Genomic DNA, 17,818 nt, shown 5'->3' on the forward strand with positions numbered 1-17,818 from the left:
TTTATTTACTAATATCGCCACGGAAAGCTTGTTCAAAACTATCGAAGTAGTTCAGTGTACCTTTTGTCTGAATCTCCCATTTGTCGTCTTTTTTCTTCATGATTACTTTAAATCCATCGCTATAATCATCAATGCTGACCGGCTTTGTATTTTTGAAGATTTCAGGAAGTTTATCAAGCTCAGCTTTTTGAGCCGCTTTACTTCTTTCATCGTAGTCTTGATCTACATGCGCATCGTAGTACTCTTTATTCACAGCCTCCATATCATCCTTCATTTCATTGAATGATAAGCCTTCCATGTTTACTGTTACTTCAGCTGCATCAGGGAAGTACGAAGCAACTTCGTATTCAACAGTAGCGACTTTGGCATTGTCTTCTCTAAAGACTTTAGCTAACGCTAAGCCTTCTTCGTCTGTTACTTTATAATCGTAGAATTTTTTCTTGATTGCTTTGTTGAAGTTTTCATCAAAGGTTTTGACCGCTGCATCACGATCATTGGCAACAAGTTCGTTATAGTCCTTGTTTTCAGTTGCTAAAAAGACTTCATCAACAAAAGCTGTTGCAGCTTTCTTAGCATCTTCACTATGATCTTTGTATTCAGAGGCATCAACATCAAGAATAATTGGTTTTGATTCTTTCTCGATTTCATAAATTCTAGGTTCAAAATGTAGTTTGTATTTTGCTTCTTTTTCTACAGGAAATACAATATAACCTGTCTTGCTTTTCTTACCAGAAATTTTTTCATAAGCAAGAAGTGGTGTTTTACTTTCATCTAGATAAAGACTCAATGCTTCGATCTTGCTATCGTCTTCGTCATAAAGCATAATATCCGTTGCGCTCATGTCTAAACTTTTATCTGTTTCATTTTTGATCGTTACTTTTAACGCAAGAAAACCTTCCCCATCTTCTGCTTCCTCTTCTTTTGGCACGACATATTCGCCTTCATCGATTGAAATAGAAGCAATTTTAGATTTTGATGCTTTCTTTTCTGTCTTACTGTCGTCTCCATCTTTTTTAGCAGACCCAGTTCCCCCACACGCCGCTAATGAAATGATAGCAACCGCTGACAAAAATACTAATCCTAACTTTTTCATGTATTCTCCCTCTAACATTTATTTTACATCTATTTCATTTTACTATAGTAAGAAGGTCATTTTATCTCAAAAATCTTAGAATTAGTCTAATTTTTTGAGAATTTAACTTGATTTTGTGAATCTCGTCTTATTTGGTTTCGATTGAGTACATCTTATCTCGGTAAGACAACATTTGTTGATTTTTGATTTTTTCAATTGCTTGAACAGCATAAGAAACACCTTTATGATAATCTTTATGAACTTGTTTAGAAACTGTTATCAGATTGCTTTCATGATCGCTGCCGCCTTGTGCTACGAAGATTAAATGATGGATTTCCATTTGCTGATTGCTTGCTGGAATTCTGACATCCATTCGATTCGTAATGGCTAAATCTGCCCCCGTTACTCTACAGTAAAACTGATCTCTACTAGCAATTCTATACGGTAAAGTTGAGATCCCCCGCTTGAAAAAGGTTGCTTTCCCATAACTACGGCTGCAGCGATCAGAACAAAATGATCTTCTGCGACCTTCTAACGGTTGATTGCACCATTTACACAAATGAGTATCTTCTCTAAAATCAATCGTTTCATATCCTAAAGCTTCACCAAATGCTTTTTCATATTCATAAAGACTTAACCAACGCCTTGTATAGGTATCGGATTTTTCTTCTAAACGTAATTGACTGCCTTTGGCTTTATAAATATATTTATCAGGAATATCTTCAATCATTTCTTGGATTTCTTTTTTTCTTTCGGTAGAGAAGACAGAAAATTTATTTGTTGGTAATTCGCCTACACTAAATTGCCCAACCATTTTACATTTAAAGCAAATATAAAACTGCGGCATGTCTGACGATTCTTCTGAACAAAGTAAATCTACTTTTCTAGAACATTTTGGACAATAAGCTTTTGGTTGTTTGAAACGATGATAGTTCATAGTGTCATTCCCTTATATTTTTTTCTATTATAACGTATTTTATACTACAAAAAAGTAGGGGACAATCCTTACCAGATCATCTCCTACTTTTTACTCCTATTCAGTTAAATACTACCGATCAACCTAATTCATCTGTTTTTTTAATGATTTTTTTGATTTCATGAATGGCTTTCTTTTGTTCCAAGTAGCTTTTCACTTTGCTTTCATCACTATCGATTTTACCTAAAGTTGCGTCTAATTTATCAATTTCAGCATTGATTTGATAAACCAATGAATCTTGATCATCGATCCAGTTTTCAGCATTTTCTACTGCTTTATCAAGAGCTTTTTGCTCTTCTTTTTCGATCTTGTTTTCTTTACGGATAATTGATTTTATTTCATGTAACGCTTTTTCTTGTTCATAAAAATGTTTGATTTTGCTATCTGTATCTTCCATTTTTCCAAGAGTCACGTCTAACTTATCCATTTCTTTACCGATTTTTTCTACCAATTTTACTTCTTTTTCTGCATAATTTGTCATTATTTGTTCCTCCTCGTCTTATCTAAATGCGTAAACAATTTGCGTGATACCAAAAAGCATAAAATAAAATCCAACTAGAAAACTTAATGTTAATGCTGAAGATAAAGGATTCATTAATAACATGATCCCTAAAATAATCCCCAAAACATCAACGACTAATGTAAACCAGAAGTAGCCAGTACTAACTGATTTCGCTAAGTCCAAAGCGAAAAGTCCAAAAACAGAGTCTAGGATAAACCAAACCGCAAAAATAAAGGGTAATGCTGCAACACCGATATTTAAGTTAAATAGGAAATATATCCCTATAATAATATCGATGATACCTAAAATAATTGGCGCATAGGCTTTATATCCTGTTAATTCCTTCATTCTATTTCGTACTAATATTTCAAAAATCCCTTTCACAATTGCAAATACTGCAAAAACCATCACAATTGCAATTAAGTTTCCTGCTGGGTCTTGGAAAGATAGTAATGCTGTTAAAACAAATAGAATCCCTAAAATCAAAGAACCCCAGTCAATACCCTTCTTGCTTGTTTCATTCATAGTGTCTCGCTCCTTTTTAATTCTTTTTACAGTTTTATGGTACTCCTAAAAAAAGGTTGGGTCAAAACAAAAGGTCTGAAAAATAACAAAAATATATGTTTTCATAAATTTTTATTAAATTAATTTCTTATATTAAACGTAAGAAAAAATTTAGTTTATAATACGCTATATTGTTTTACAACATAGCGTATTAATGAGGTTGGGACAGGAGTGTTTAATCCCGAGAAATAAGAAGGAATTCACGAAAATTGCTCTTCAAATTTTTGTGAATTTCAGCTTATTTCCGAAGCCTTCAAATCTTAGTGCTTTAGCACTTAGAATTTGATGTGATCGAAGCGAAGCGTAGTGATTGCTTCTGCTCCCACCGTTTATACGGATTCTTTGAGTCTGAGAGATAACTCGTAGAGTTATGTCCCAGACTCTATTCAAAAGGAGGAGATCGTTTGGATACTACTCAGATGTTAAAAGGATTACTCGAAGGATGTATTTTAAAAATCATTCAAAAAAAAACAGTTTATGGCTATGAAATGATTACTTTATTATCTGAATATGGTTTAAATATGGTCAGTGAAGGCAGCATCTATCCTATCTTGCTTAAACTCCAAAAAAAACAGCTGATCATCGGAGAAATGCGCCCTTCTTCTGAAGGACCTAAGCGAAAGTATTATTCTCTAACAGCTACTGGGGCAGACTATCTAAAACAATTTGAACAACAGTGGTCATTGATCTCAACTGGTGTGCAAACTATTATGCAAAAAGAAAATGAGGGCTAAAAATGAAAACAACCGATTTAATCAAACAAAACAATGAACTAAGAAAACAACTAACTCCAGAAAATAAAAAATACTATGAAGATATCCTTGTTTATATCCGAGTTAATTTAAATAAAGAGGAACAGCAAACAGAAGAAATCCTCTTAGAAATTTTGCAAGATATCTTAGACGCACAAAAAAAAGGCACATCTGCTCAAGTATTTTTTGGGAAAAATCCAAAAGAAATCAGTGATGCAATCCTTACTGAACTACCTAGTGACTCCGAGAAATATTGGAGCAAACTTTTCTTTATTTTCTTCTTGATTCTTTTACAGTACAATCTCTTTGACCTACTATTACAGCCTGTTGTTGCTATTAATTGGTTCAATACGCTTTTTCCTGTAATTCTGTTAATGGTCACCGCTATCTTAGGTCTTTTTTCGATTAAATATTCCACTTTTGCAAGTGATAGAAAAAAATGCTATTTATTCGCTTTTCTTGCTTTGCTGTTTTGGATGGGTAGTATTCTACTACCTATTATCGATAGACAGATGAATGGGCTCGTTGGCTATTTATTATTTTCACATCAGGCGTTTGCAGCATTTCTGTTCATCCTTTCAATCAGTCTATTGGTGCTACAATTCCGCTTCAAAATGAACAATGCTGCCGGAATTTATATCACAACCTTTTTCGCTGTATTAGAAGGGGCTGTGTTGATCAATTTGATCAATCCAGTTATAGCTTCATCTGGCTTACAAATCGTGCTTTGGGTAGTCATTATTCTTGCTAATGTTCTTGGGATTCTAAGAGAAAAAATAAAAAGTTAACTCACTTCCACAAGTGAGTTAACTTTTTATTTTATGGCTTAGTTTTTTTCTTTCCTAATGATTGAAACGCCCGTTTGATTACATCAAAAAAACCTAAAGATTGTACCATATGATCTGGTGCGACATAATCTTGCATTTCTCTAAGCACTTTTTTAGGCTGTTTTGAAGAAAACGTATAGGTGCCATTTTTTTTCGTTTGGATAGCATATCGTGGGATCCATTTGCCTTTAAACATAACCGATGCGATCACATAATCCACTTCTTCCCATGGAATTTGAATAAATTTACGGCTATCACGAGAATTGTAAAATTCAAAACCTTTGTCGCCGATCATAATTTTTCCATAGTCCGTGAGGCCAGTAAATGCAGTGGCATCCGTTATGAAATCTACTTGTGTATTCAGTGATTGAACCATTTTATCCGCTCCATTTCTTTAGTGCTTTATGCGATTTAGCATACGTTTATTTTGATGATCATGCTGTGTAAAAGAGTTTAGGGCAAAACTAGTCAACCGTTTTGCCCTAAATGTATGTCTCATTAAACACTTGATTTAATTATAGTAATCCGATAACGTGACCAGCGACACCGACTACAAATAGACCAAGAATGATAATGATTGGTGATACTTTTTTCTTCAATAACCACATACAAAAGAATGTAAGCAATAATGCTGCTAATCCTGGAATCAATTGATCTAGGTTATCTTGTAAAGTTGTCACTTTCATTGCTGAGAGTGCTTTACCTGAACCGACTTCTTCAAAGGCCTTTTGTAATCCTTCTCCATTTATTGGAAGCTTATCCCACTCAACATATGCACCTTTATCTAGCTTAACTGTAGAAACGGTTGGAATAAATTTGATTGATACCCACCGCTGTACTAAGGCTGCCAGTACGAACATCCCCAGAATCGAAGCTCCTTTGGTGACATCTTGCAATAATCCACCTGAAAGGTCTTCTGTGATTTTAGAACCTGCTTTATAGCCAAATTCTTGCGTATACCACATGAAAGCCCAACGAATAAGATTCCATGCGACGAAGAAAATGATTGGTCCAAGAATATTTCCACCAATTGCAAGTGAAGCGCCTAACGCACCTAGCATCGGACGAATCGTAAACCAAAAGACTGGATCACCAACACCTGCTAAAGGGCCCATCATCCCAACTTTCACCCCTTGAATTGCTACATCATCAACAGGGGCGCCATTGGCACGTTCTTCTTCCAATGCTAATGTTACACCTAGGATCGGTGACGCAATGTATGGGTGTGTGTTAAAGAACTCTAAGTGACGTTTTAATGCCGCAGAACGATCTTCTTTTGTTTTATATAATTTCTTGATCGCTGGGATCATTGAGAATGCCCACCCACCATTTTGCATACGTTCATAGTTCCAAGAGCCTTGAATGAATGTAGAGCGCCATGCAACGGCTAAACGATCTTTTTTGGATAATTCAATTTTTTCTGCCATGTCTCTTCTCTCCTCCTTCAGTTTAATAGTCGTTTAAGATATCGCCAAGCGGATCACCAGTATTGCTTCCGCCACCGCTACCATTTGATGAACCACCCATTTTAGAAAGGTTCAAATAGATCAATGCTAACGCAACACCTAAAGCACCAAGTGCAATCAATGTTAATTGAGAAATTGCCGCTACGACAAAACCAATGATAAAGAATGGCCATACTTCTTTGGTTGCCATCATATTGATTACCAATGCGTAACCTACAGCCACGACCATACCGCCACCAATAGCCATACCTTCAGTTAACCAGGCCGGCATTGATTCTAATGCTGATTGAACCGTTTCTGCCGGAATGAATAAAAGGGCTGCTGCTGGAATCGCAATACGAATCCCTTGCATACATACTGCTAAAATGTGCAACATTTCAATTTTTCTGATATCGCCTTTTTCAGCTGCTGCATCCATCATATGCACGATCGGCACAGCAAGTGTACGAACGATCATTGTTAAGAATAGACCTGCTACTGCAAGTGGTACAGCAATCGCGATTGCTGATGGAACACCTTTAACACCTTGTCCGCCTAATACTAAAATAATTGCTGATGCAACAGATGCTAAGGCCGCATCCGGTGCTACTGCGGCTCCGATGTTCGCCCAACCAAGTGCGATCATTTGTAATGTTCCGCCAAGAACGATCCCAGCTTCCAAGTTACCAGTTACTAAACCGATCAAGGTACATGCCACTAACGGTTGGTGAAATTGGAATTCATCAAGAATTCCTTCCATACCAGCTAGAAAGGCAACTAAAATTACTAAAATAATTGTTATAATAGACATGATAAGCCTCCTATTTTCATTTGAATTTTTGGATTATTTTGAGTGTGCTTGTGCTAACTCATGTTTTGCTTTTTTAAGGATTTCATCCATATTCGCGCTAGAATCATTTGGAACTTTACGGACATCAAATTTAACACCCATATTTTCAAGTTTTTCAAACGCTTCGACATCTTCTTGTCCCATCGATAATACTTTACTTACGACTACTTTTCCGACTGAATGTGCCATAGAACCAACATTTACTTCTTTGATGTCTACGCCTGCTTCAACCACTTTTACTACATCTTCTGGATTTTCAAATAGCAGTAATGCTTTAGTATTCCCAAAACGTGGATCTTTTGAAATTTCAATCATTTTACTGATTGGGATAACGTTCGCTTTCACTCCTGGAGGAGCCGCTTGTTCGATCAGTTTTTTACGAAGATCATCTTTCGATACGGCATCTGAAACTACGATGATTCGATTTGGTAAAACTGACTTTGTCCAGGCTGTCGCGACTTGACCATGTAATAAACGTGAATCAACACGAGTTAAAACAAATTTGATTTTGCCATCACCGACAACTGTTCCTTCAGGTAAAGAACCTTTAGGCTGAGCATCTTCCACAACAGCTTTTGGTGCTTCAGCGGGTTCTAGCTCTTCTGGTTTGATTCTTACCCCTTCTTTAGCAGTTTCCAAAATGTGCGTTGCAATTTCTTGCGCTGAGTTCATAGAAAAACGTGACGAATATGCTTCGATCAACATTGGTAAGTTTAAACCACTAACGATTGCCCATTTGTCTTTATGTTCTTCAAAAAGGCTATTCGCTTGGTTAAACGGTGTTCCTCCCCAAAGATCGACTAAAAATAATACTTCGTCTTCTTCATCAAACGTTGCGATTGCTGCTTTTAATTTAGCTTTTAAATCGTCTGGGCCTTCGCTAGGCATCAATACAACTGCTTGTACTTTTTCCTGTTCACCAAAAATCATGGAACCGGATTGTAAAATGCCTTGAGCAAACTCCCCATGGCTAGCAATAATAATTCCTACCATAATTTGATACCTCCTATATTTTTTTCAACTACTACATCACGTCGGTCATCAACAGATAAAAACACTACTAGAAATATATAAAAGAAAAAATGCGTTACTCTGCTTGTGTTTTCAATTCCTTATGATCGATAGCGCGGATGCTTCTTAATGATTACCCATTACTCAAACTACTTTGACAACCACTTTCACTAATTGGATCACTCCTCCCAATTTTATGCATAAGCTACGACAATTAGCATTGAGTCAGTGCAGCACATCATTTATATAGAAATCCAAAAAAAGAATTACACTAACTGTTCTTTTTTCAGCAATTCCATCAAATCTACTTGGTTATCCGCAACTACTTTTCGGATCTCCAACTGAATCCCCTGATCATCTAAGTACTTGAATGCTGCAATGTCTTCTTTGTTAACAGCCACGGCATTTGTGATCATTCGTTTGCCACTGGTAAAACTCATACCACCAATATTGACTGAATCAAAAACGACATTGCCCTCTACTACACGTTTGACATCTTCTGGGTTAGTAAATAGCAACATTACTTTTATGCTGTCAAAACGTTCATCGGCAAAAGCTGCGATCATTTTTTCAACGGTAATGACATTTACCTTCACACCAGGCGGCGCTGCTTGTACAAGTAACGCTTTTCGCAGTGTATCATGTGCAACTGCGTCACTAATGACTAAAATTCGGTTTACATTAGTACTTTTGGTCCAAACCGTTGCAACTTGTCCATGTATCAGTCGATCATCGATTCGAACTAAGCGAATATCCATCATGTCTGGTTCTCCTTCAACTCATTAGTCTGCTCAGTCAATTCTTAATACTTTATTAATAAAATACTACGCCCGGTCATTTATTGCCAAAATAACGACCAACAAAATCAGCTAAAAATGGTTGCAGGACATATAGAATTCACCTACATCTTATTTAAAGCAATTTCCATGCCAAAACTAGTGTATTGTTAGAATAGATGAAAAACTAAGGGATTATTTAAGAAAATACACAAAGAAGATACACTAAAATAGTGTATCTTCTTTGTGTATCGCATCTAGTGTATTCTCTGTATTCTGTGCTTGGTTCAGCTGTGTATTTTTGATTAATTGAATGACATAGTAAACTTCTTCCAACGGCATATCTATCTTAAATGTTTGTTTTAAATAGAATGCAGCTTTCATTACAACCTCATAGCTAGGTTCTGACGTAATCTGTTTCAACTCTTCTTCAGTAAGGGTCAAGGTATCGTGTTGCAGTACTCTTTCAAGCATACCTGCTAAATGCATGACCAAATTCACATAAAAGGAATAGTCTAGCTTTAAATCCAGCTTTGTTCGGATGATATCTGCAAATTCCCATAAAGGATCGATCACTTTTTTAGGATTGATAAACGTGAAACTTTCTTCCATATAATCAATACAGATTTTTTTAGCCGCCAATTCATCCATTTCTTGTGCTTCTATATCAATATCGCTATCCAATAATAGCTTACTGATCACAGATTCAGCTTCCCCAGAGAAGAAGGTTTCCATTGGAATGAAGGGGACTGCAATTTTAGGATCAGTGATCCCTGTTGCTGCAATCACACGATATTCTTCTTGAATGGTGATTAATTGCTCTTTCATATCAATAATAGAAAGAGGTAATACTTCTAGTTCTAAGTTTAATTGAGGTGGAACAGAAGCTTCGATCATTTCTTTCATCCGTTTTGCCGTACCTTCTCCAGAAGCACAGATTGCGACAATCACGCGCTTTTTCCACGGAGCTAAGGAATCGATTTCTCTTTCCTGCTGGATGCCTGCATAACCTTGAAAGTTCTTTAGAGAATCGTATAATGAATCTAACTGTGTATCGATCAATGTTGTTTTTCTCGCAGTTTCTAATACGATTGGGGTTGTGACCATATCAACTGTTCGTACATCAATACCTGTCTGCCGGGTTATTTCATCTGAAAATGTAGCCAAAGAACCCATGTCGACTAAAAGAATCACACCACTATCTTCATTGACCTCCTTCACCACATTGACAATTTGACGCAAAGCTTCTTTTGGCTGCATTTCTAAAGGCATGTCGACTGCTCTTAAATTATCAACATTCAATAGCTGTGATACGACTTGTACCATACTTGTAGCTGTACTTTTTCCGTGCGCTGCGACCACGATTCCAATACGTCCAGCATCTTTATTTTCTCTAAGGGAAATCAATAAGACCGCTAGATAATACGTTTCAAATTCTGGAATCTTCATTTGATAATTGATTTCAATGATTCGTTTGATTTCTTGCGCTGTTTCAAACTCTACAGGATAATCCAACACCATGTTTCGAATATTTTCGTTTAATTGATGCTGCCGTTCCTCACCATTTTGAATTCGTTTTAAAAACGAGCTGATATGTAAACTCATCGCATAAATAAAATTCGATTGGAAATTATAATTTAATTTTTGTTTGGCAAAATTGTAAATTTCTTTGGTAACATCAATGATTCGCTGATCTACGATCTCAGCTAATTTATTTTCTGTATCAAAAGTAAATCCATGGTCTTTATAAAAGGATTTTAGATGAACATTGATATCTGTCGTGATGAAATTATTGATTACTTCTTGCTCTAATCCATCTGCTTTTAATAAAGCAGCTTTATCTCCGATGATCTCATATAAATTATACGGCAATTCATAAGCATCTGACTGGATCGTTACTAAAGGCTCGTTTGGAGACACGATCATTTGCGGCTCCAAATATTTGGATAATTCAGCTAATGCATCGCGATTACTTGCCAATTGCATCATGCCTTCTTTGATACTATCCGTCAACTCATCGATTGTAATCGTCAATTCATCTTGGTCAATATGATTTAAAAAGCCTCTAGCCGTTACTAACTGAACATTTGACTTCAACTGGCCAACATTTCCATAAGAAACACTACCAATCAACGCCTTCACCACATCTTCTGATAGTGATATCTTTCTATGAATGCGTGAAGCCTCCATTGAAATCATCACTCTCAGCAAATCAATTTTTTCTTTTGCTGGTCGATCAATAAAATTAGGCAACTGAATGATAATCGGAATTCTACGGACAAAGGTATTTAATAAAGAAGAGGTTGGGTTTTCAGTTGTAGCACAGATGATTCGCACATCTGCTCGTCGATTCTTAACCGTTTCTCCTAATCTTGAATAGGTACCATGGTCCATAAAGTAAAAGACCATTTCTTGTCCTTCTGGCGGTAAGCGATGCACTTCATCAAGAAATAGAATACTGCCATCAGCTTGGTGAATGATCCCTTCTTTGGCTTTTGTGGCACCTGTAAAGGCGCCTTCAGCATAACCAAATAGATGAGACATCAATAATTCAGGATTATGAGCATAATCGGCACAATTAAACACAATCAGCTTTTTATCCGCATCGATCACCTGATTCATCAAAGCAAATTGGAACATCGCATGAGCAAAATAAGTTTTACCTGATCCTGTTGGTCCTGTGATCAAACAGTTCAACCCTTTTGGTGGATACAAAATCGCAGCCTTAGCTTGCTCAACAGGCGTTCTCATACTCCCAGTAGAACCAATCATCCCTTTAAATATATCTTCTCCAGCAAATTTCTTATTTGGTTGATGTACAGGATCAGTGACCGTGGCAGACGCTTCAACTAAACTATGTTCCCAGTAACTTTTAACTGGTTTGGATAATGGTTGATATTTAAAGATGCCTTTATCAACATATTTGACCGGGCGTCCATCCGTTTTTTCCAATAATCCTTCTCGAACAAGTTGATTTAAATCCTTGCTGGCATTGGTTCTTTGGATATCTAGAGCTTCTGAAACATCACCTGTTGTCACTCCACCACCTAAAGAAACATCGTTAGGCGTTAAACTTTCAGTCTGTTCTTTTACATAAAGATAAATTCGTTCGATACGCTTCATCACCACTTCTCCTTTCCGTTTAAATGTGAATCAGCTCGTGAAAATAGATAATAAAAGTGTCGTAGGCTTGTTCAGTCTTGATTGGAAAATAGCAAATTATGACTAAGGTGTTTTCTGCCTCATTCCTAATTTATCTTTTTTCTGAGAGACTAGCCTGTGGAGCCACATAATAACAAATGCTAAATCGATTAAACGATACACTAATTTTACGTGTATCATACAGTGTATCGTTTTAAAAGTACACTGATAACCTTTTTATTAGAATGTTTCACATGAAACACTATTATTTTTAAGCTGCTTCTTTTTGGGAAAACTATAAGGTATTTCTGAAAAAGTCTGAAATTCCTTGAAAAATGTGGGTTTCCTCGCTATAATGCAGAGAGGTTTAACTATTCTATATGAAGTGAGGAAAACAATTGATTACTGTAAATGATGTAAGTTTGCTATTTTCAGACCGCAAACTTTTTGATGATGTAAATATTAAATTCACACCTGGTAACTGTTATGGCTTGATTGGTGCAAATGGTGCTGGTAAATCAACATTCTTAAAGATTTTATCTGGTGATATTCAGCCAACAACTGGAAATGTTGCTTTAGGTCCTGATGAACGTTTGGCTATCTTGAAACAAAACCACTTTGACTTTGAAGACAACACTGTTCTAGAAACGGTTATCATGGGTCACAAACGTTTGTACGAAGTAATGAAAGAAAAAGATGCTGTCTATATGAAAGAAGATTTCACGGATGAAGATGGAATCAAAGCAGCTGAACTTGAAGGTGAATTTGCGGAGTTAAACGGTTGGGAAGCTGAACCAGAAGCAGCTGTTTTACTACAAGGATTAAACATTCCTGAAAGTCTACATGACCAAAAAATGAGCGAATTAACAGCCGGCCAAAAGGTCAAAGTCTTGCTTGCACAATCTCTATTCGGTAAACCTGATGTTTTACTATTAGACGAGCCGACCAATGGTTTGGATACTCGTTCGATCAATTGGTTAGAAGAATTCTTGATCAACTTTGAAAATACTGTTATCGTCGTTTCCCATGACCGTCACTTTTTAAACAAAGTATGTACACACATGGCCGATCTTGATTTTGGAAAAATCAAATTATATGTTGGTAACTATGATTTTTGGTTGGAATCAAGCCAATTAGCGGCAAAATTACAATCAAATGCTAACGCGAAAAAAGAAGAGCAAATCAAAGAGCTGCAAGACTTTATCGCTCGTTTCAGTGCCAATGCATCAAAATCAAAACAAGCAACTTCTCGTAAAAAAATGTTGGATAAAATTACATTAGATGATATTCAACCGTCTTCACGCCGTTATCCATTCGTTGGCTTTACACCTGAAAGAGAAATCGGAAATGATTTGCTTCATGTGGAAAACGTTTCGGTAACGATCGATGGCAAGAAAATTTTAGATAATATCTCATTCTCTTTAAATAACGTTGATAAAGTGGCCTTCATTGCTGACAATGATATCGTTACAACCACCTTATTCAAAGTGATCATGGGCGAAATCACGCCTGATACAGGTAGCGTACGCTGGGGTGTTACTACGACTCAAGCTTATTTACCAAAAGATAACAGTAAAGACTTCGATACCAATTTAACGATTTTAGATTGGTTACGTCAATTTGCAAGCAAAGAAGAAGATGACAATACCTTCTTGCGTGGATTCTTAGGAAGAATGTTATTCTCTGGTGAAGACGTACTGAAATCAGTCAACGTCCTATCTGGGGGCGAAAAAGTACGTGTGATGCTCTCTAAATTAATGTTGTCTAAATCAAATGTACTTGTTTTAGATGATCCGACAAATCACTTGGATTTAGAATCGATTACAGCTTTAAATGATGGACTGATGGCTTTCACTGGCGCGATTTTATTTGCCTCACATGACCATCAATTTATTCAAACATTAGCAAACCGCATCATCGCTGTTTCTGATAAAGGTGTAGTTGATCGTGCGGATACAACTTATGATGAATTCTTAGAAAATAAAGACGTTCAAAAACAATTAGATGAATTGTTTTCTGGCGAGTATTAAAAAGAATTTTCTCCATAACTTAATAGGATGAGGCGAAAGGTATTCTTGGCTTTCGTCTCACCCTATTTTTATTCATTATCTTCATACCCATATAATTTTAGTTTACCAGAGAGGTACTCCCCTAGATAAATTTCATTGATTCCTTTGTACTGTTCCTTTTGCACCTGTTCAGCCAACCATTCAATATCTTTATTAATTAATTCCAGCACATCATAGTTTGCTTGACCATCTACAATAATTGGATACCGAATGCTTTCATCTCCGAATTCTATCATTGTTAACTGGCCATTTTGCTCTAAGACAGCTCTTTTGACATTCTCAACTTCGTAAATAGCATTCGCTCTTAACTTAAACATCAATTCATTTGCTGAAATCCCACACCTGAGACACTCATTCACATCAACTTTTCCATCTTTGATCAAAGTGATTGGCCTACCATCTACAATATATTTTACATATCGATTATGTTCTTTTGCAAACTTAACAGTCAATACAAGCAACGTCCAAATAATCAATACTAAAACGAACTGTAGTACACTTATTGAGTCGTTATAAATTACCCCGCCTATAATTCCACCTAGGACATAATTTTGAACCTGATCCATTGCTGAGGAAGGTGCTAGGTTGCCTTTTCCCATTAAATTGATCTGAATGATTAAACAAATAATTCCCAAGCCAAGTTTGATAATAATTGGACTATAGAGTTGCATAATATCTTCCTTTCTACTTTAACTTATTTCGTAATTATAATATCTGAATTCATCAAGTGCGCTTCTTCCAAGACATAAGAATTTTGATCCGTACTTAATATTGTCTTGTAGTATTTATCTTCGATTTTTACAAGTGTTCCATCCACTAACTGAGTTGAGCTTACAAGAATCTCTTTTTTGTCTACCCCTTTTTCTTTTGATATCTGCTTCACAAAATTGACCATTTGAGACGATTGTGAATTTTTGCTTTGATTTTGTGTATAGTCAGAATACTGAACACCTAGTAAAAACAATAGTAGCAAAAAAGTGATTATACTCAAATCTCGATATTTCGTTTGAATACGATGACGCATATACAAACTAAACGCAATAATCATTACAATCAATGCACCAAAAATAAAAAAATATTTGATATAATCATTGAGATTTGATTGTGATTCCAAGTAGTCTATACCATAGAAATTCAATAAAAATACCTCCCATAGAAATTTAGTCTTTAAAATATATAGTAATATAATATGCTTTATTGGTTCAAAATAAAAGCATACTTACTTATAAAAAAAAAACACCCCGTCACAAAGAATGTACTGGGTGTTTTATTTTTATCTCTTTTTACCTCTTGAAAAAACTGCAATACAACCATTCCCAGTATGACTAGTGATCGTAGGGCCTAGTGGATGCAAACGAATCTCTTTAACCTGGATTTTCTCCTCGATCAAAGCTTTGACTTTCTCTGCACTTTCTAAATCACCAGCATAAGCAATAAATACGGTTTGTTTCAACGGTTCAACCATCCCTTTGACTGTTTCATCTGCTAGTTTCTTCAATGCTTTGCTACGTCCACGGACTTTTCCGATATTTTGCAGCTTACCTTGGTCATCTACCACAATGATCGGCTTAACGTTCATTAAACCACCGATTGCCGCTGCTGCTTTAGAAATCCTACCTCCACGCTCTAGATGCTTTAAATCGTCCACTGTGACCCAAGAATGAACGGTCATTGTATTGTCAGATAACCATAGTAGGATTTCGTCTAAAGAATGACCAATTGCTTTTAACTCGATTACTTCGCTGACTAACAAGCCTTCTCCAAGGCTAGCAGCTTTCGTATCAACAACATAAATTACAGCATCCGGGTATTCTTCTTTCAAGATATCAACAGCTTGCATGGCACTTTGGTATGATCCGCTTAATCCAGAAGAAAAAGCCAAATACAATATGGGAACCTGCTTTTCTACAAACGGTCTAAAGAATTCGATATAACGACCTACATTTACTTGAGAAGTTGTTGGCATACCACCAGTTTTTATTTCTTGTAAAAACCAGTCATAGTCGAACGTTTCTCCCAAATCATCCACTAATTCCTTACCATTCAACTGAATCGTCATACTGATAAACTCAACATCATTGGCGCCTAAATATATATATGGTAAATCACAGCATGAATCTGTCATTAATTTGAATGTCATTTTTAAATCCTCCCTAATTCCTTCTCTATTTTAACACATAATCAATGGATACTCATGTGTTATTAAATGCGTAAGCAATCAAAAAAGACTTCTATTTGGAGAAAAATGAAAAAAGAGAGAGACAATTCTTACCTTGTCCCTCTCTCGTTTTAAAATTTAAATTTGTGCCCAAACACTTTCTAATACATTCGTTTGGTTACGGTCTGGACCTACTGAGAATGTTGAAATGCGTACACCAACTAATTCAGAGATACGATGCACATAATTTCTTGCATTCGCTGGTAGATCAGCTAATGTTTTGCAACCAGTAATGTCTTCTGACCAACCTGGTAATTCTTCATAGACTGGCTTACAGCGGCTCAACTCTTTCAAGCTAGCTGGATAATGATAAATCAATTCACCGTCCAATTCATAAGCTGTACAGATTTTTACTGTGTCTAAGCCACTTAATACATCAATCGAGTTCAATGACAGATTTGTAATTCCTGACACCCGTTTAGAATGACGCATCACAACCGTATCAAACCAACCCACGCGACGTGGGCGACCAGTAGTTGTACCGTATTCTTTCCCAACTTTACGAATGGTTTCTCCTGTTTCATCAAACAATTCTGTAGGGAACGGACCATCACCAACACGAGATGTATAAGCCTTACAAACACCCACGACTTTATTGATCTTAGAAGGACCAACACCGCTTCCGATCGTAACGCCTCCAGCAACTGGATTTGATGAGGTTACAAATGGATATGTTCCTTGGTCGATATCTAGCATAACGCCTTGTGCGCCTTCAAATAATACGCGTTTACCTGCATCTAATGCATCATTCAAAATAACAGAAGTGTCCGTTACGTATTGTTTGATTTGTTGACCATATTCATAGTATTCTTCAAAAATATCTTCAAAAGCAATTGGTTCGCTGTCGAACATTTTAACGAATTGACGATTTTTTTCTTCTAGATTTATTTTTAAACGTTCTTCAAAAATTTCTTTATCTAATAAATCTGCGACACGGATTCCCACACGAGCTGCTTTATCCATGTATGCAGGACCGATCCCTTTGATTGTAGTACCGATTTTATTTTCACCTTTAGCATCTTCTTGTAATTGATCCAATTGAATGTGATAAGGTAAAATCACGTGAGCACGGTCAGAAATACGTAAATTATCTGTCGTGACATTATTATCTTTTAAATAAGCCAGTTCTTTTACAAGAGATTTCGGGTTGACTACAACACCATTTCCGATCACACTGATCTTGTCTTTGTAAAAGATACCTGAAGGAATCAAGTGTAGTTTATAAGTAACACCGTCAAACTTAATGGTATGACCTGCATTATCTCCGCCTTGATAACGTGCGATGACCTCAGCATTCTCACTTAAAAAATCCGTGATCTTTCCTTTTCCTTCATCGCCCCACTGCGTTCCGACTACTACAACTGATGACATTCGAACACCTCGTTCTAAATTATTTTGTCCTGATTCATTGTACCAATAAAACACAACGCTTTCAAGGAAAAATCGAATGTTATTTTTTTGGAAATAAGAAAACACAGCAAAACACGAACATTATTCAGGAAATGATTTTACAGTAGATAAAAAAACGAAAATTTATTTATTCTCTTGTAAAGAATTTGCATTTTGTTATAATCATACACAATATATTATGAATTCACTAGGAGGTCTATTCGGG

The 17,818-nt window shown here is 36.2% G+C and carries 17 protein-coding genes; 3 read left to right on the top strand and 14 right to left on the bottom strand.

Features of this window, described 5'->3' with window-relative positions; genetic code table 11:
• Position 1: 1 nt before the first annotated feature.
• The 4 genes from IGJ50_RS16060 to IGJ50_RS16075 form a co-directional block, all read right to left on the bottom strand.
• Positions 2–1,093, bottom strand: a complete 1,092-nt coding sequence (locus IGJ50_RS16060) for a DUF5105 domain-containing protein (RefSeq protein WP_069639462.1) — start codon at positions 1,091–1,093, stop codon at positions 2–4.
• 127 nt (positions 1,094–1,220) lie between these two features.
• Positions 1,221–2,009, bottom strand: a complete 789-nt coding sequence (locus IGJ50_RS16065; protein WP_207121130.1) for an HNH endonuclease — start codon at positions 2,007–2,009, stop codon at positions 1,221–1,223.
• Between the two features lie 118 nt (positions 2,010–2,127).
• Positions 2,128–2,529, bottom strand: a complete 402-nt coding sequence (locus IGJ50_RS16070) for a hypothetical protein (protein WP_069639460.1) — start codon at positions 2,527–2,529, stop codon at positions 2,128–2,130.
• 18 nt (positions 2,530–2,547) lie between these two features.
• Positions 2,548–3,075, bottom strand: coding sequence for an HdeD family acid-resistance protein (locus IGJ50_RS16075; RefSeq protein ID WP_069639459.1), 528 nt, complete (start codon positions 3,073–3,075; stop codon positions 2,548–2,550).
• Between the two features lie 443 nt (positions 3,076–3,518).
• On the opposite strand from IGJ50_RS16075, the gene IGJ50_RS16080 reads away from it, so the two are divergent.
• On the top strand, positions 3,519–3,848 hold the full coding sequence (locus tag IGJ50_RS16080) for a PadR family transcriptional regulator (protein ID WP_083244320.1): 330 nt from the start codon (positions 3,519–3,521) through the stop codon (positions 3,846–3,848).
• Positions 3,849–3,850: 2 nt separating this feature from the next.
• The gene (locus tag IGJ50_RS16085; RefSeq protein ID WP_429951437.1) at positions 3,851–4,654 is read left to right on the top strand and encodes a hypothetical protein; all 804 of its coding nucleotides are present in this window, start codon (positions 3,851–3,853) and stop codon (positions 4,652–4,654) included.
• A gap of 31 nt (positions 4,655–4,685) precedes the next feature.
• Here the strand turns inward: IGJ50_RS16085 and IGJ50_RS16090 are convergent, their stop codons facing one another.
• The 6 genes from IGJ50_RS16090 to IGJ50_RS16115 all read right to left on the bottom strand — a co-directional run bounded on the left by IGJ50_RS16090 (position 4,686) and on the right by IGJ50_RS16115 (position 11,898).
• On the bottom strand, positions 4,686–5,069 hold the full coding sequence (locus IGJ50_RS16090; RefSeq protein ID WP_069639457.1) for a DUF956 family protein: 384 nt from the start codon (positions 5,067–5,069) through the stop codon (positions 4,686–4,688).
• A 139-nt stretch (positions 5,070–5,208) separates the two neighbouring features.
• Positions 5,209–6,120 carry a PTS system mannose/fructose/sorbose family transporter subunit IID gene (locus IGJ50_RS16095; protein WP_069639456.1) on the bottom strand — a complete coding sequence of 304 codons (912 nt, stop codon included), beginning with the start codon at positions 6,118–6,120 and terminating at the stop codon, positions 5,209–5,211.
• Between the two features lie 22 nt (positions 6,121–6,142).
• The gene (locus tag IGJ50_RS16100) at positions 6,143–6,949 is read right to left on the bottom strand and encodes a PTS mannose/fructose/sorbose transporter subunit IIC (RefSeq protein WP_010762081.1); all 807 of its coding nucleotides are present in this window, start codon (positions 6,947–6,949) and stop codon (positions 6,143–6,145) included.
• A 33-nt stretch (positions 6,950–6,982) separates the two neighbouring features.
• Complete coding sequence (locus IGJ50_RS16105; RefSeq protein ID WP_207121782.1) at positions 6,983–7,981, bottom strand: mannose/fructose/sorbose PTS transporter subunit IIA; 999 nt, start codon at positions 7,979–7,981, stop codon at positions 6,983–6,985.
• A gap of 284 nt (positions 7,982–8,265) precedes the next feature.
• Positions 8,266–8,760 carry a mannose/fructose/sorbose PTS transporter subunit IIB gene (locus IGJ50_RS16110; RefSeq protein WP_429951440.1) on the bottom strand — a complete coding sequence of 165 codons (495 nt, stop codon included), beginning with the start codon at positions 8,758–8,760 and terminating at the stop codon, positions 8,266–8,268.
• 240 nt (positions 8,761–9,000) lie between these two features.
• Positions 9,001–11,898 carry a sigma 54-interacting transcriptional regulator gene (locus IGJ50_RS16115; RefSeq protein WP_429951443.1) on the bottom strand — a complete coding sequence of 966 codons (2,898 nt, stop codon included), beginning with the start codon at positions 11,896–11,898 and terminating at the stop codon, positions 9,001–9,003.
• Between the two features lie 416 nt (positions 11,899–12,314).
• Between IGJ50_RS16115 and IGJ50_RS16120 the strand changes: the two genes are divergently transcribed.
• Positions 12,315–13,946, top strand: a complete 1,632-nt coding sequence (locus IGJ50_RS16120; RefSeq protein ID WP_069639452.1) for an ABC-F family ATP-binding cassette domain-containing protein — start codon at positions 12,315–12,317, stop codon at positions 13,944–13,946.
• A gap of 68 nt (positions 13,947–14,014) precedes the next feature.
• Here IGJ50_RS16120 and IGJ50_RS16125 read toward each other — a convergent pair whose 3' ends face one another.
• The 4 genes from IGJ50_RS16125 to IGJ50_RS16140 form a co-directional block, all read right to left on the bottom strand.
• Positions 14,015–14,656, bottom strand: a complete 642-nt coding sequence (locus IGJ50_RS16125) for a DUF421 domain-containing protein (RefSeq protein WP_429951445.1) — start codon at positions 14,654–14,656, stop codon at positions 14,015–14,017.
• A 23-nt stretch (positions 14,657–14,679) separates the two neighbouring features.
• On the bottom strand, positions 14,680–15,123 hold the full coding sequence (locus tag IGJ50_RS16130; protein ID WP_206836138.1) for a DUF3290 domain-containing protein: 444 nt from the start codon (positions 15,121–15,123) through the stop codon (positions 14,680–14,682).
• A 135-nt stretch (positions 15,124–15,258) separates the two neighbouring features.
• Positions 15,259–16,125, bottom strand: coding sequence for a DegV family protein (locus tag IGJ50_RS16135; protein WP_429951449.1), 867 nt, complete (start codon positions 16,123–16,125; stop codon positions 15,259–15,261).
• A 156-nt stretch (positions 16,126–16,281) separates the two neighbouring features.
• Positions 16,282–17,574 carry an adenylosuccinate synthase gene (locus IGJ50_RS16140; RefSeq protein ID WP_069640114.1) on the bottom strand — a complete coding sequence of 431 codons (1,293 nt, stop codon included), beginning with the start codon at positions 17,572–17,574 and terminating at the stop codon, positions 16,282–16,284.
• Between the last annotated feature and the right edge of the window lie 244 nt (positions 17,575–17,818).

Origin of the sequence: Enterococcus sp. AZ101 (assembly GCF_050499005.1) — a bacterium.
Lineage (GTDB): Bacteria > Bacillota > Bacilli > Lactobacillales > Enterococcaceae > Enterococcus_L > Enterococcus_L ureilyticus.

Bases quoted from the DNA above. Each gene is read 5' to 3' on its own strand.
- IGJ50_RS16125 (WP_429951445.1), bottom strand. From the start codon at position 14,656: ATGCAACTCTATAGTCCAATTATTATCAAACTTGGCTTGGGAATTATT.
- IGJ50_RS16100 (WP_010762081.1), bottom strand. From the start codon at position 6,949: ATGTCTATTATAACAATTATTTTAGTAATTTTAGTTGCCTTTCTAGCT.
- IGJ50_RS16110 (WP_429951440.1), bottom strand. From the start codon at position 8,760: ATGATGGATATTCGCTTAGTTCGAATCGATGATCGACTGATACATGGA.
- IGJ50_RS16095 (WP_069639456.1), bottom strand. From the start codon at position 6,120: ATGGCAGAAAAAATTGAATTATCCAAAAAAGATCGTTTAGCCGTTGCA.
- IGJ50_RS16105 (WP_207121782.1), bottom strand. From the start codon at position 7,981: ATGGTAGGAATTATTATTGCTAGCCATGGGGAGTTTGCTCAAGGCATT.
- IGJ50_RS16070 (WP_069639460.1), bottom strand. From the start codon at position 2,529: ATGACAAATTATGCAGAAAAAGAAGTAAAATTGGTAGAAAAAATCGGT.
- IGJ50_RS16065 (WP_207121130.1), bottom strand. From the start codon at position 2,009: ATGAACTATCATCGTTTCAAACAACCAAAAGCTTATTGTCCAAAATGT.
- IGJ50_RS16060 (WP_069639462.1), bottom strand. From the start codon at position 1,093: ATGAAAAAGTTAGGATTAGTATTTTTGTCAGCGGTTGCTATCATTTCA.
- IGJ50_RS16090 (WP_069639457.1), bottom strand. From the start codon at position 5,069: ATGGTTCAATCACTGAATACACAAGTAGATTTCATAACGGATGCCACT.
- IGJ50_RS16135 (WP_429951449.1), bottom strand. From the start codon at position 16,125: ATGACATTCAAATTAATGACAGATTCATGCTGTGATTTACCATATATA.
- IGJ50_RS16085 (WP_429951437.1), top strand. From the start codon at position 3,851: ATGAAAACAACCGATTTAATCAAACAAAACAATGAACTAAGAAAACAA.
- IGJ50_RS16140 (WP_069640114.1), bottom strand. From the start codon at position 17,574: ATGTCATCAGTTGTAGTAGTCGGAACGCAGTGGGGCGATGAAGGAAAA.
- IGJ50_RS16115 (WP_429951443.1), bottom strand. From the start codon at position 11,898: ATGAAGCGTATCGAACGAATTTATCTTTATGTAAAAGAACAGACTGAA.
- IGJ50_RS16075 (WP_069639459.1), bottom strand. From the start codon at position 3,075: ATGAATGAAACAAGCAAGAAGGGTATTGACTGGGGTTCTTTGATTTTA.